The following is a 13,674-nucleotide window of genomic DNA, read 5'->3' on the forward strand; positions in this document are numbered from 1 at the left end:
AACTAAATGGTCTATTTTGAGGCGAGAAATTTTGTTAATAACACCGCTAGAGCGTCCAGCTATCGTCAAGGTCACTAAATCAGTGTAGGCAAGGCAAAAATTGTACTATTTAGTGTTCTAAGTAAGCAATTTTTAACGCAGTTAGCGTCAGATTTACGCCTTCAAATTGAGCAAGAATTAAGGCAATTGATATTACATATTATAGGTCATATCAACTGGTAACAGCATGAATAGCTTACAGATAAACTGTCGAGTTACCATTAACCTCTATATTGTTGGTGGTAACAGGGATGAATAGGCGTATTTTCTTACAAATAATAGCGCTTTCTATATTTACAGTGCTTGTTAGTGGGAGCTTAGTTTATTGGTCTGCTGTACTTAATCAGTCAATCTCTTCTTTTCATCAATCATGGCAGTCTGACTCTGAAGTATCAATAAAGCGTGCGGCCTTGCTCGCGGAGCTTGAGCGCAGCTTTGGCTATAATGGTTTTATTCATCATTTTAAAAACTACATTCTACGTCAACAAAATGGTTACTATGACACGGCGTTATTAGATGTAGAATCGACAAATAACGCAATTGTTAAGCTTCGGGGTTTGGGCTTAACTGAGCAAGAAGACGCTGCATTGGATGCAATACAGTCAACCTTAGATAACTACACGCACATGCTAGCGGTTGCAAAATCGACTACAACAAGTAGTAATATCACACCAACTATGATGGATAGCCTTGTTAAAGTCGACGATGCAGATGCTGAAGCCGCGTTTAACTTTTTGCGCCACTCGATAGGCGCGCAGTTTTCATTCGCAAAACAGCAGCAGGCTACAATGTTTGCACAAACACAGGCACTGGCTAGTTACGGTACGTTATTATTTATCCCAATTATGCTGTTATTTGCATGCTTAAACATAGCTACACTCATCTACATTTTAAAACTATTAAAAGAAAAGCGCCGGCTCTTTAATGCAACGCCAGACGCAATTTTGTATTTTGACAGACACAATAAGCTTAAGGACGTTAATCAAGCATGCACCAAGTTGTTTGGATATAAGCATCATGAGCTGTTGGGGATGAGAGTGGGTGATTTAATTCCACAACATCGTTTTGCCGAGGAGGAGTGTGACCAAGCTGGTGCAGGTGATCCGCAGCTGAAAGGGAAAAAAATGTTAGCGCTTCATCAGTCAGGTAGCAAGCTTCCTGTAGATGTTGCGATTTCTACGGTGTCTGTCTCGAAAGGCGATGTCTACATTGCAGTCATACGAGACTTACGGCAAGAACAAGAGCTAAGGTCACGTGCAGAACTTGATTTTTTGACTCAAGTAAAAAATCGCAGAAAAATAGAAGTGGTCCTGCGAGAAGAAGTACAAAGGGCGATCCGTTACCATCGCTCACTGTCTCTTTTGGTTGTCGACATAGACTACTTCAAGCAACTCAATGACAGTGCGGGACACCAAGATGGGGATACAGCACTTAAAGAAGTTGGACAGTTTTTAACTGAACAGGCAAGGCCGAGCGATCATATCGGTCGCTGGGGAGGAGATGAATTTGTCATTATTTGCCCCGAGACAGCGCCTGACGCAGCGTTGAATTTTGCCGATAGACTTGTCCATGATTTTCCTCGTTTTAGTAGCTATGGACTTACGTTTAGTATTGGTGTTGCTGGCTATGAATTAATAGGTGAAAGCTTTAATCACCAACGCTGTTTTGAAGAGGCTGACATGGCCTTATATCAGTCCAAGAAGGCCGGAAGAAATCAAGCCACTTTATATATCGCTCCTTGTAGCTCGTTCGATAAAAAGGCTTGATGCCTTTTACATTGTTCCTCAAAAACCTTACAATTTGCGCCCTGTTTGAATTTGTGGCGGATGTTGATGCATAAAATAGAAGACCTCATTGCCGTTTTTAATGGGCTATTCTTGGCACCTCTCAACACAGAGCTTGTCGCTGGGCTCGAAGAACCAGTATACCTTCCCGCGAGTGAGGCATATCCGCATCACCGAATCATATTTGCCCATGGCTTTTATGCCAGCGCCCTACATGAAATTGCACATTGGTTAGTAGCAGGTAAGGCGCGCCGCGAGTTGGAAGACTATGGTTACTGGTATTGTCCTGATGGTCGCGATGAGACGAAACAAAGAGAGTTTGAGCACGTTGAAGTAAAACCACAAGCGATAGAGTGGGCATTGAGTGCTGCGGCAAATTTTTCTTTTAATGTCTCAGTAGATAACCTAAGTGGTGCGCAAACATGTCGATTCAATTTTCAAAAACGTGTTCATCAACAACTCATTAGTTTATTAGATATCGGTTTCAATGAGAGAGCAACATGCCTGCTTGAAACCTTGAGTCAGTTTTACAATACACCTTGGCCGTTAAATAAAAGCCAATTTAATTGGAATATTCCATCTGATTTAAGTGTGGGGATAGAAAATGAAATTTAAACTGGGACTGATTGTTAATCCGCTCGCAGGGCTTGGTGGTAGTGTTGGTTTAAAAGGCAGCGATGGGGAGGATACCGCTCAAAAAGCATTTGCTTTAGGAGCCGAACCCCGTGCCAATCAAAGGGCTAAAGCTGCGCTTAGTCAACTTGTCTCACACCGAGAAAATATAGAAGTTTTTACTGTTAATGGCGAAATGGGTGAGCGTATTGCCGAGGAACTTGGTTTTAGCACTCAGGTGATATATCAGACCCCAAGTGTGCAGACCAGAGCTGAACATACAGAATCTGCAGCACAACTTTTGCAGCAACAAGGTGTGGATTTACTTTTATTTGCAGGTGGTGATGGTACTGCTCGTAATATTTGCCATGCAGTAGGTGATACTTGTCCCGTACTTGGGATCCCCGCAGGATGTAAAATTCATAGTGGTGTGTATGCCATCACGCCCAAAGCTGCAGGTCGAGTGGTTGAGCTTTTGGTCACAGGAGAGCTGGTATCTATTGGTGAAGCTGATGTAATGGATATAGATGAGGTTGCCTTTCGAGCCGGTACCGTAAGAGCCAAACGGTATGGAGAAATGCAAGTACCCACTGAACTTAGATATGTACAAGCAGTAAAAAATGGCGGCAAAGAAAGCAACGAGTTGGTATTGGCTGATATAGCCGCTTATGTTGTTTCTGAAATGGATGAAGATGAAACCTATATCATGGGATCTGGTTCTACCGTTGCTGCCGTGATGGAAGAAATGGGGCTTGAGAATACCTTACTTGGTGTAGATGTAGTGAAAGATCAAGCGCTGGTTGCACAAGATCAAACAGCACAGCAATTGCTTGCATTGGCTGATGATAAAACCAAACTGGTGATCACCCTAATTGGTGGTCAAGGGCATATTTTCGGCCGCGGTAACCAGCAATTAAGCCCAGAACTGATTAAGAGAGTGGGAAAAGATAATATTATTGTTATCGCTACTAAATCAAAACTGAAAGCGCTCAATGGTCGCCCGCTTATCGCTGACACAGGAGATGAGCAACTTGATGAATCTCTCACTGGATTTATTAAGGTGATCACGGGATTTAACGACCATGTCATGTATGCCATTGGTCATCAGGAATAACCTAGGAACACAAATGTTATTAGTAGAGTATGTAGAAAAAGCACAGCAATTTTTTGATGATCTTGTAGATAGAGCAAGTGATGATGAGTTATTTGCTGGTGGTTATTTACGGGGCCACTTCGACTTGGCTGTGGGATATGCACAGGTAGAAGAGGCTGACCTCACCGTAGAAGAGCTAAACGCTCAGGTTGAGAGCAGCTTGGTCAAAGCGTATCGAAACGGTGAACTTAATGATGATGACAAGGCGCATGTCGTTACTATTTGGGAACAGGTGCAAAACCTAAAGTAAGCGGACTTAATTATACCAATTAGCCTTAATACTTGTTCAATTTGAAGGCGTAAATCTGATGCTAACTGCGTTAAAGGTTTTTATTTAGAACAACTAAATAGCAAATTTTTTACCTTACCTACACGGATGTAGGTACCTTGGCGATAGCAGGACGCGGTAGCGGAGTTATCGCCAAGATTTTCTCGCCTCAAAATAGACCACTTAATTAAGCAAATTGGTATTAATTAAAATAGTTGGTATAAATCAATTTGCAAGCCTCCAAAATATAAATAGCAGTGCAAAACCAATCAAATAAATAAGCCCAAGCTTTGTTAATACCTTGACTACAACAGATTGACGACTGAATATTTCACCTTTGACCAATCCCAAATTCATCCAAGCAAATACTGGGGTGGTAACAAACGCTGAGCTCATTGCAAACATCAACATATTTTTTAAATCAGCTTTAAAAAATAGCACGACTAACATTGCTAGTAGCGCCTGAAGTAGCAAAATGCCTAAGTAATATTTTTTCGTTTTGCTGGGTCGCAGTAGCTGTAACGATTCACTCAGTACTCTTGAATAACCATCTAAAACGGTAATAGTGGTACCAAACATACATAAAAAAGCAACGCCAGCGATAAGCCATCTTGCCCACTCTCCTATCGTATTTGCATACATATCAATTAGTTGCTTGGAAAAAGCAACACCTGCAAGCTCTACTGGGTTGTTTTGTCCATACTGCATTAACATGCCAAGTAAACAGAACACGACAGCTAATCCTAAAGTAACGAAATAGCCGACCTTAAAATCTAGCATGATCTGTTGGTAGGAGAGCGTTTGCTTGGATATTTTCGTTTTCAGCCAAGATGAGTTTATTGCTGATATTTCAATAGGTGCTGGCATCCAGCCCATTAAGGCAACTAAAAAGCCAAGCAGTGCAAGGTCATAAGGTGATATTGGCGCCTGTGGTGGTGGATGTGCTGCGCCATTTATCATGGCAATAATGAGTGCACTCACGGTGGATAGCGTTAAAATTATCATTACCCACTTACTGGTTATATCTAAAATTTTATAATGGCCTAGCAATAAAATAGCCAAGCAAGTGGTAAGTAATAAGAAGCTTAGTGATTCAATACCAATAGTAAAAGGAAGTGAGTAGCTAAGCAGGCTTGCAGTTAAGAGCAAAACACCAGCCGTATTTACAATAGCTGCAAAAATATTGAGTAATACGAATATTTTAAAACCAAAACGATAGTTATTGTAATAGCCCTCCACCACTGTATGGGCAGTTTGACTAGTGTATTCAACCGCATACTTGAAAAAAGGGTACTTAAGTAAGTTAACGACAACGATGAGCCAAATTAGCTGTGTACCAAACAGCGCGCCGGCTTGTGTTGAAGAAACCAAGTGTGAGCCACCGATAGCGGCGGTAGCCATCAAAATGCCAGGGCCAAAAACTGCAAACCTTTCCTTTAGCGAGCGCATTGCGATCAATGTTATTTCCTTTGTTTGTATTGTTTGTATTGTTTGTATTGTTATTATTGTAAGCCTGCACGCAGTCTACGAAGTTTTACATATTGCCGCAATATAGATGAAAACGAATTTTACATTGGACGGCAAATTAAATTTTGGTACTTAAGTGTGCCCAAAAGTGGATTTTTAACAATACCGCATGTGTAATCTCATTGCCCCTCTAAAAAGTAGTCTTCTAAATCCTCTTTGATGTCTTGATAATCGTCTTCGTCTAGGTTGAGTGCTTTGAGTACATCGCTTTTCATTAAGTGCCAGTCAGGCGATGCGACAAAACGTTTATTGATGTGAACGAAGTTTTCAGCCATTTTTAGCGCAGCAAATGCCAATTGTTGTTCTTCATTTTTACACTGGGGTAAAAACTCGGGGTCGTGATGACATAAAATCATCTGACAAATATCTTTTGGTAGATTCCAAGAAGTTGCCAGAAAGTAACCTACAACTGCATGATTTGTTTGATACTTTTGCTCTTCATGTGCTATTAGGATCTTATCATAATCTTTGTTAGCTGCGACTAAAGTTTCCATATAATCAGGATAATTTACTGCCATGGCCGCAATCCCGGCATCATGAAACAAACCGAGTAAATGCAGATTTTCTATAGGTACACGTGCTTTGATTTTATTACCAATCACCATAATACTGTCGGCAATATCGGATGCGTTATCCCAAAACCGCTCAAGACTAATACAGCACTTGCTTTGTTCAAAGGATTGCTTAAGTAAAAAGCTAGTGACTAGCGTTGTGATAGCACTAAGTCCTAAAAAGACAACGGCTTGCTTGACGTCTGTAACGGTTCTAGATAGGCCATACAGTGGAGAGTTAATAATCTTTAACACCGCAGCTGATGCGCCTACGTCATGGGCTATGATAGTTGCGACGTCATTGAGATCTGGATTTGAGTCTGATAACGCATTTTGTAGCTCGGTTATTAGGCTTGGTTTTGGCGGTAAACTGAAGCCATGTTTTACGTCGGATAACACGGTGTCATCTAAATCAATCATCATTAAATCCTTCATTTTGGATATCTAAAAGCATAGCGTATTTTCTTTTTTGGACACGAAGTGGTAAGAAAAAATCTCAATCCGACTACTAAATCAGCAAAGTGTCCCAATGTTCTGAACGTATACTTGCCTATCATGTAAATATTAAGTTATGGTTAAGCAATTTTTTTCTCAGGGCAACGGTATGCACGAATCACAACAAGCGAATTCGCAAAACTCTGCGATCACCCGTTTTTTAAATGGGATCGAGCGGGTCGGAAATAAACTTCCTGATCCTGCCATTATCTTTCTATCAGCAATGTTGCTGATCTGGCTTCTTTCTTGGCTATTCTCAGGTGTGGAATTTAGCGCCATTGATCCTAGAACTAATGAAGCAATAGTAGTACACAATCTATTAGACCCCGGTGCGCTTGCCGGGTTTATGGCAACGATGGTAAAGACCTTTACTGGATTTGCACCTTTGGGCGTTGTTTTAGTTGCAATGTTGGGCGTGGGTGTCGCTGAACACTCAGGTTATATCAATACTGGGCTTAAGATTATGCTTAAGCGCACACCACAGATATTGTTAACACCGTCAATTATCCTGATTGCAATTGTTAGCCACACCGCTACCGATGCGGGATATGTACTCGTTATTCCGCTTGCGGGCGTGATTTTTTATGCGATGGGTAGGCATCCACTGGCAGGTATTGCGGCAGCGTTTGCCGGTGTGAGTGGTGGCTTTAGTGCCAACTTCATTCCATCTGGTATTGACCCGTTATTGCAGAGCTTTACACAAAGTGCTGCACAAATTATTGATCCTGAAATTGCAATAAACCCTCTTAATAACTGGTTTTTCACGTCTGCATCTAGCTTGTTTATCATTTTATTGGGCTGGTATATCACGGACAAAATTATTGAACCGAGATTAAAAAACACAGCAATCGATGGTGACACCGATAGCCTACCTTCATTTGATGAGATCACGAGCAAAGAGAAAAAGGGATTTGTAATTGCATCTCTAGTTATGCTTGCTGGCATCGCTCTACTGGTTTATGCGTCAAGTGGTGAAGATTCAGCACTGCGCAGCCCATCAGGTGCGCTAACGGACTTTAGTGCGCCATTAATGCAATCAATCGTGCCGCTAATTTTCTTATTGTTTTGGATCCCCGGAGCGGTATATGGGTTCGTAGTTGGGACATTTAAAAGCTCCAAAGACATGATTGACGCCATGACAAAAGCGATGAATAGCATGTCTTATTACATCGTAATGGCATTCTTCTGTGCGCTCTTTATTAGTGCTTTTAGCCACTCTAATTTAGGTGCATTGCTTGCTATTGAGGGAGCACAAGTGTTAAAGGCAATGGCATTGCCTAGTTATGTCACTGTTATTGGCATTATTTTCTTGACTGCATTTGTGAATTTGTTTGTTGGCTCAAGCTCAGCCAAGTGGGCACTACTAGGACCTATTTTTGTTCCTATGTTGATGCAGTTGGGGATCTCTCCAGATCTAACACAAGCTGCGTATAGAGTAGGGGATTCAGGCTCAAATATTATCACTCCGCTTATGCCGTACTTTCCATTAGTCGTGGTTTACTGCCAAAAGTATGTTAAATCAACGGGTATTGGTACATTGATAGCAATGATGCTGCCATATTCAATCGCATTTTTGATTGGATGGAGTATTTTCTTATTAATATACTGGACTTTAGGTATACCTCTAGGATTACAGGCAAGCTATATTTACCCATCTGGTATGTAACACCTTGGAATAGAAAGTTAAATCAAGTGTAGTCAGCTTGGGTTTAATTTTTAATCATACAGACTGGAACCATAAGATAAGTGCTGCTAATACAGCGCTTATTTTTTAATTTGAGTTTCAGGTATAAGGACTAGAATTCAGTCGAGCTATTTGTCTGATAAGACAGCCAAAACCGGTCAGTTATAGCAATTTCCTTAATTAAGTGGTCTATTTTGAGGCGAGAAAATCTTGTCGATAACTCCGCTACCGCGTCCTGCTATCGCCAAGGTACCTACATCCGTGTAGGCAAGGCAAAGATTTTGCTATTTAGTTGTTCTAAATAAGAAATTTTTAACGCTGTTAGCGTCAGATTTACTCTTTTAAATTGAGCAAGTATTTAAGTCAAATTGGTATTAGAGCGATTTTTCATAAGTTAGCAAACTAGTTCTATTCTCAACTCGTTAGCGCCATACAGAAAAATATTTAATTAATGATTACGCTTACACCTCGTTATTTAATTTAGAATCACCAGCCGTTGATAATCACTTTATCGTCGGTGTTATACTTTGAATGTATTGATTCAGCCTCTTCTTATCATACTCATACTTAGCAAGTTTTAACGCGACATTGGCATTTTCTATCGCGTGTTCGCGATTGTTATTCGCCTCATATGCCTTTGCTAATGATTCATAAGCTTGCCAAGATTTAGGCTGATACTTGGTGTAACGTTGAGCGACTTCAATTGCCTCTGCTGCTCTGTTTTGCCTGATCAAGTATGTACTAATAAAACCCAGTCTATTTACACTATTCCAGCGAGTTGCTCTGGGCAAAATAGCAAAACCGTAGTGTTGACTTAATTGGTCAAAATATTTATCAAGGTTTTTCAGAGCGTTACCAGGCTTGGCAACAATGTCACGATATTTTGCAGACCAAAGCGATTTTGGGTATTTTATTTCGATCACATCCAACATGGCTTTTATTAGCGTGTCATAATGTCCTTCATTATCATATATCCGAAGGGTAAAAGGCAGGCCTTCTATTTGGCTCAATTTGCTTTTAAGTTTATCTACATTGGTTTGATATTTTTTTTGTTTTTTCAGGTCGTCATCAGCGACCATAAAAAAGATGAGCGGATTTACTTTTGAGCTCTTAGATAGCCGGATTGCTAACCCATCCACCATGGTTTTATTTGGCGTGTGTCCCATCCCAATAATATCCGCTGCAGCCAAAAAAATGTAAGTGTCGAACAAGTGTTTGTCATGAATAAGATTATTTAGCGGGAAAAAACTACTTGTCGAAATAGCAACTACACTACGTTTATTGTTTGCGCGATACTGCTGTTCTAGAAAAGGAAAGAGTTCATCTTGGTAAAACTGATGATACATATCTGGTTCTCCCCATGAAGGCCATTTATTACTTGGCTGATTACCGAACATATTGTTGTGATAAATGTCAGGGGAGGGGCTTCCTCCATCAATACTTACAACAATAGTTTCTGGCATCCGCTCAACATCAGCCAAATGTTTAACGATCCCATTCACGGTATGAAAATACTGATGACCATGTTTACCAACAATAAAAATAACCGGATAAGTGTGATGTTCAGAAGAGAGAGCAAAGTTGCTAGGCAACGAAATTTTGAGAGGAATTTCCTTGTTTAAGATTTCTGATTTTAATAATAGCTCTTCCCCTATTACTATAGGGCTTTGGTCACTCACTGTTACCGCTGCTTCACAGAGCATGGAAACGGACAAAAATATGAATAGACTAAAAGACTTAATACTCTTTAATACGCTCACAGATACCTCCTAGTATTTAACTTATATAGCCTGCTTTGATGTTTCCACCTAGTTGCCATAACACCTATCTGTAAGTATTTTTAATCGACAATTGAGGCGACCCAAAGTTTATAACTGGCTTCTGTACCCAGACGCTTATACTGAGAAGCAAAGCGAATTATCTATATTAGTAACAGCATTTGATAACTATTGTCCAATAAGCAACGTTAAACAGAGCTGTGAACACTAAACCTATCAATAATCGCATTGATACTTAGAAAATGAAGGCGTGAAATACTTACTTAATCTAGTCTATCCTCAACGCTTGCGTAACTGTCCTAACGCCCACTAGTCGAACGCTGCGGCTTACAGCTAGCCTATCAGAGCATGATCCTTCTGTGTATCTGAGGGGGGCTCATAAATAATCTAATACCAATTTGCTTAATTAAGTGGTCTATTTTGAGGCGAGAAAATCTTGTCGATAACTCCGCTACCGCGCCCTGCTATCGCCAAGGTACCTACATCCGTGTAGGCAAGGCAAAAATTTTACTATTTAGTTGTTCTAAATGAGAAATTTTTAACGCTGTTAGCGTCAGATTTACGCCTTCAAATTGAGCAAGTATTAAGTCAAATTGATATAAACTTGAGTTGTGAGATACTTATCATAAGCGAGCCATTGTAAGAACGTATGGCTTAAATCGTCTAGGAACCCATACATAACTGGGTTTATATTTCCCTGAAGCCATATTGCTTTTGATTCACTTCACGTCACAAATTAAATATATAATTCCATATTCTTTGCACATTTCCCTACCATCTTATTATTGAACCTAACATATCGCGGTCCTAACTGAATGAGCTTTTTAGTTTGGACGCAGATTATTTAACCCAAAAGAGGTAGAGCATGAATAACTCAATACGTAATATTGCTATTTCGGCGGCTGTGTTAACTACATTAACTTTAAGCGCACAAGTAGAGGCAAGAAAAAGTGATAGGAACCATAAAAAAGCACCTGAAATTGTATTTAGCAAACTCGATTTAGATCAGAGTGGTACGCTGATCCTTGATGAATTACAGGGTAATGAACAGACTAAAGCTGAAAAAAAGTTAGTGCGTGCAGATCTTGATGGTAACGCAAGTATTGACCTGACGGAATACCTTTCAAAGCAGCGTCATTCGCATGATTTATCTACGTATGCGACCGAAATAGTGCAATGTGTACAAGCATTAAAAGATGCAGATGAAGCAAGCCTTATCGTCGTACCGAGTAGCGATAAATTTGCATCACCAGAAGAAAAGTTTGCTCAATTAGATTCTGATGATAGTGGTGCGATTAGTGTTGATGAAATTGCACAAACGTTGGCCACTCGTCAAGAAATACGTTTCGCTGAGATGGATAGTGATAATAGCAATGACGTTACACTAGAAGAGTTTATTCAAAATGGTGAACGTAAGCAGGCAACAAGAGCAGCTGTCAAAGAGTGTATCGACAGTTTAGTTGATGTGACTGAGGTGATTTAATAAAAACTTCAGTTATTCACCAGCAATAGCATAACGCATTTTCTAAATTTATTGCCCTAGTGATAACCTCATTAGGGCTACGAAAAAATAAGCATATAACGGCTGATAAATAACCCCATATCAGCCAATATGTGGGCTAAATTTAACGCTATATTTATTAACGATGTTTTCTATGAGTGATTTAGGCGCGTTCATGGATTGTATATTGGTTCCTAATTATTCTTAAGCAGTGCAGATCAGCGTCTCGCAATAAACATCAGTTAAATTACGTGATTCGTCATCCTTTAATTTTAGGTGTTCCTAACCAAGAAAAAGAACGATGGAGAAATGCTTCAGGATCTGTGTCGATACACTCGCCATGGGCTATGACAATGTACCTAGGCTGCCAAGCCGCCATGGTAGCAAAGCAGGCGCGGGCTTGCTGTTTACCAAATAAGAAAGAGGTGCGCCAGTCAATTGGTGTTTTGCCGTTGGGGCTGATAATGCCTGTTATTTTAGCAATACACTTCTTAAAGCCAGAGAAGTGATTCGGATGAAAATTTTCAATCAAATCTGTGAGTATCAAGGTTCGGCTTTGTTTGTGAAAGAACACGACCTCTTCCATTAATACACTGCCTTTGAACACCATTTGTTCAATATCTGCTTGCCATTCAGGCTCTGCAATATCGTTTAATATACGCGTAAAGTTAAGGTCTGGGCGCTTTTTCTCGACCCCTGAAGAGGCAAACATCTTCGCGTCAGGAAACCTTTCTTGCCACTCGCCCATGAACAGATGGTGTAACTTGTTAGGCGAGATAAGATATTTTACTGTGCCGAGCTTGTCTAAAGCTGTTAATAATGTATCAGTTAACTTGCCTGGAGAGTGCACCCAAAGTGCATTATCAGGTAGTTTTACAATTGTACTGCGCGTCGTATAGGGCATTCCAAAAAAAGGAACAGTAGGGCCGTCGTTTATCCAAATGTTATCCCCAATCTTAATTAGCTCGCTCATTATCTCTCCTTACCTTGGCGTATATGTGATGTTACTGTATCAGGTAATGAGGAAATCTTAAATCGTCTAAAAAGTCAGATGTATTGAGGTTAGGAACAGCTGAACTACAGTGGGTGTTGGCACGAGAGGAAGCTTCCTTTTGGTATCAAAGGCGCACTTCCTCTTTTAAAGCTTCGCTATAGAGAAAATCGATAACTCAGTGTTGCGCTCGCATGGTATTGTCTCATCAGTTCATCATCAAAGTGCCAGCTACAGGTATTTTCTGTCGCAGGGTCAAGATCACAAGTAACTTTCGAGCCATTGTTAAGCATTGTTGCTATGCAACGTACTTGCGCACCAAAATGAAAACCGGCACCTAAATCGTACTCTAAACCAGTATAAAGACCTGTAGCAAAGAATGTGTCTGAGTCGATAAAGTTAGGATTAACAAAGGTAGCACCAATTTGTGCACCAAGGTAGACATCGAGGTTTTCAGTAAGCGGTCGTACGACAGCACTTTGAAAAAACAAATACTCCATTTCAACTTTGTTGAGTGGGTAGGCTGTTAGCTGAGTTTCGGTTGTACCATAATAAAAGCCATAACGGCCTTGTGGCACATACTTATCGATACTGATCCCAAAATGAGAATCATCCTCTAGTTCGTACTTTTGGTGACGCGAAGTTTCAATATCGCTACTGAATGATTCACCACCATAGATTGATATGCCAAATTCACCAAAGTCGGCTGCGGTTACGACACTGGAAGTCGTCAAAGCCAATGTCGCAGCAAGGGTAACTAATTTCATATATTCTTATCCTTGATCCAGAGTAATGCTTGTGTAATGAGCGCAGAGTATATCAATGATGAAAGAAAATAATAATCCGTAAAGCGTGATTTGCTTGCATTTCTTCACATTGATTTTTATCATTGCGATGTTATTGACTTGGAAAAGCATTTTGCAGCTAATATTACGCATACTTATCACCTTGTTCGTGGTGGCTACTCTTAGTGGTCAAAGCGCTGCTGCGTCTATGGCAGCATGTGAAATGCACAGTACAAATAACGAAGCAAAAACTCACAGCAAACATATGCAGTCTGAACATCATCAAATGATGAGCGCAGAGATGGACTGTTGTGACCCTAAAAGCGCTACGCAGTGCAATGAATGCACCTGTCCAACACACATGTGCTCAACAAATTTAGCTGCTTTTTCCTTAAACGAATGGCTCGCGCTGATCGCGTTACACAGCGATAAACTTAACTTTGTAAGCGGGCAGCTAAGTACTTACCCTCAATCTCTTTATAAGCCACCGATAATCGCCTAGCCAC

At 40.4% G+C, this 13,674-nt stretch carries 12 protein-coding genes; 7 read left to right on the top strand and 5 right to left on the bottom strand.

Annotated features, from left to right (window positions below):
• Window positions 1-290: 290 nt before the first annotated feature.
• From EAG18_RS12920 to EAG18_RS12935, 4 genes are all read left to right on the top strand, one after another.
• Entirely contained in the window at window positions 291-1,805 is a 1,515-nt protein-coding gene (locus EAG18_RS12920; protein WP_125252797.1) for a sensor domain-containing diguanylate cyclase, read from the top strand.
• Between the two features lie 66 nt (window positions 1,806-1,871).
• Window positions 1,872-2,438 carry an elongation factor P hydroxylase gene (locus tag EAG18_RS12925; RefSeq protein WP_125252798.1) on the top strand — a complete coding sequence of 189 codons (567 nt, stop codon included), beginning with the start codon at window positions 1,872-1,874 and terminating at the stop codon, window positions 2,436-2,438.
• Window positions 2,428-3,549, top strand: coding sequence for an ATP-NAD kinase family protein (locus EAG18_RS12930; protein ID WP_125252799.1), 1,122 nt, complete (start codon window positions 2,428-2,430; stop codon window positions 3,547-3,549). The genes EAG18_RS12925 and EAG18_RS12930 overlap by 11 nt, the downstream gene beginning before the upstream one ends.
• A gap of 13 nt (window positions 3,550-3,562) precedes the next feature.
• The gene (locus tag EAG18_RS12935) at window positions 3,563-3,838 is read left to right on the top strand and encodes a YfcL family protein (RefSeq protein ID WP_125252800.1); all 276 of its coding nucleotides are present in this window, start codon (window positions 3,563-3,565) and stop codon (window positions 3,836-3,838) included.
• 243 nt (window positions 3,839-4,081) lie between these two features.
• Here EAG18_RS12935 and EAG18_RS12940 read toward each other — a convergent pair whose 3' ends face one another.
• The gene (locus EAG18_RS12940; RefSeq protein ID WP_125252801.1) at window positions 4,082-5,314 is read right to left on the bottom strand and encodes a divalent metal cation transporter; all 1,233 of its coding nucleotides are present in this window, start codon (window positions 5,312-5,314) and stop codon (window positions 4,082-4,084) included.
• Between the two features lie 188 nt (window positions 5,315-5,502).
• On the bottom strand, window positions 5,503-6,354 hold the full coding sequence (locus EAG18_RS12945; RefSeq protein ID WP_125252827.1) for an HDOD domain-containing protein: 852 nt from the start codon (window positions 6,352-6,354) through the stop codon (window positions 5,503-5,505).
• 184 nt (window positions 6,355-6,538) lie between these two features.
• On the opposite strand from EAG18_RS12945, the gene EAG18_RS12950 reads away from it, so the two are divergent.
• The gene (locus EAG18_RS12950) at window positions 6,539-8,095 is read left to right on the top strand and encodes an AbgT family transporter (RefSeq protein ID WP_125252802.1); all 1,557 of its coding nucleotides are present in this window, start codon (window positions 6,539-6,541) and stop codon (window positions 8,093-8,095) included.
• Window positions 8,096-8,616: 521 nt separating this feature from the next.
• Here the strand turns inward: EAG18_RS12950 and EAG18_RS12960 are convergent.
• Window positions 8,617-9,873 (bottom strand): alpha/beta hydrolase-fold protein, encoded by a 1,257-nt coding sequence (locus tag EAG18_RS12960; RefSeq protein WP_125252803.1) that lies wholly within the window; start codon window positions 9,871-9,873, stop codon window positions 8,617-8,619.
• An 883-nt stretch (window positions 9,874-10,756) separates the two neighbouring features.
• Between EAG18_RS12960 and EAG18_RS12965 the strand changes: the two genes are divergently transcribed.
• Window positions 10,757-11,374 (top strand): EF-hand domain-containing protein, encoded by a 618-nt coding sequence (locus EAG18_RS12965; protein WP_125252804.1) that lies wholly within the window; start codon window positions 10,757-10,759, stop codon window positions 11,372-11,374.
• Window positions 11,375-11,651: 277 nt separating this feature from the next.
• On the opposite strand, the gene EAG18_RS12970 is transcribed toward EAG18_RS12965, so the two are convergent.
• The gene (locus tag EAG18_RS12970) at window positions 11,652-12,365 is read right to left on the bottom strand and encodes a DUF4336 domain-containing protein (protein ID WP_125252805.1); all 714 of its coding nucleotides are present in this window, start codon (window positions 12,363-12,365) and stop codon (window positions 11,652-11,654) included.
• Window positions 12,366-12,541: 176 nt separating this feature from the next.
• The gene (locus EAG18_RS12975) at window positions 12,542-13,150 is read right to left on the bottom strand and encodes a hypothetical protein (protein WP_125252806.1); all 609 of its coding nucleotides are present in this window, start codon (window positions 13,148-13,150) and stop codon (window positions 12,542-12,544) included.
• Window positions 13,151-13,301: 151 nt separating this feature from the next.
• On the opposite strand from EAG18_RS12975, the gene EAG18_RS12980 reads away from it, so the two are divergent.
• Complete coding sequence (locus EAG18_RS12980) at window positions 13,302-13,670, top strand: hypothetical protein (RefSeq protein ID WP_275557292.1); 369 nt, start codon at window positions 13,302-13,304, stop codon at window positions 13,668-13,670.
• Window positions 13,671-13,674 lie beyond the last annotated feature (4 nt).

This window comes from Pseudoalteromonas sp. J010, from assembly GCF_003934235.1.
GTDB classification, from domain to species: domain Bacteria; phylum Pseudomonadota; class Gammaproteobacteria; order Enterobacterales; family Alteromonadaceae; genus Pseudoalteromonas; species Pseudoalteromonas peptidolytica.

What these genes read in the sequence shown, in the direction of transcription:
- EAG18_RS12920 (WP_125252797.1), top strand. Translation starts at nt 291, where the DNA reads ATGAATAGGCGTATTTTCTTACAAATAATAGCGCTTTCTATATTTACA.
- EAG18_RS12925 (WP_125252798.1), top strand. Translation starts at nt 1,872, where the DNA reads ATGCATAAAATAGAAGACCTCATTGCCGTTTTTAATGGGCTATTCTTG.
- EAG18_RS12930 (WP_125252799.1), top strand. Translation starts at nt 2,428, where the DNA reads ATGAAATTTAAACTGGGACTGATTGTTAATCCGCTCGCAGGGCTTGGT.
- EAG18_RS12935 (WP_125252800.1), top strand. Translation starts at nt 3,563, where the DNA reads ATGTTATTAGTAGAGTATGTAGAAAAAGCACAGCAATTTTTTGATGAT.
- EAG18_RS12945 (WP_125252827.1), bottom strand. Translation starts at nt 6,354, where the DNA reads ATGATTGATTTAGATGACACCGTGTTATCCGACGTAAAACATGGCTTC.
- EAG18_RS12950 (WP_125252802.1), top strand. Translation starts at nt 6,539, where the DNA reads ATGCACGAATCACAACAAGCGAATTCGCAAAACTCTGCGATCACCCGT.
- EAG18_RS12965 (WP_125252804.1), top strand. Translation starts at nt 10,757, where the DNA reads ATGAATAACTCAATACGTAATATTGCTATTTCGGCGGCTGTGTTAACT.
- EAG18_RS12970 (WP_125252805.1), bottom strand. Translation starts at nt 12,365, where the DNA reads ATGAGCGAGCTAATTAAGATTGGGGATAACATTTGGATAAACGACGGC.
- EAG18_RS12975 (WP_125252806.1), bottom strand. Translation starts at nt 13,150, where the DNA reads ATGAAATTAGTTACCCTTGCTGCGACATTGGCTTTGACGACTTCCAGT.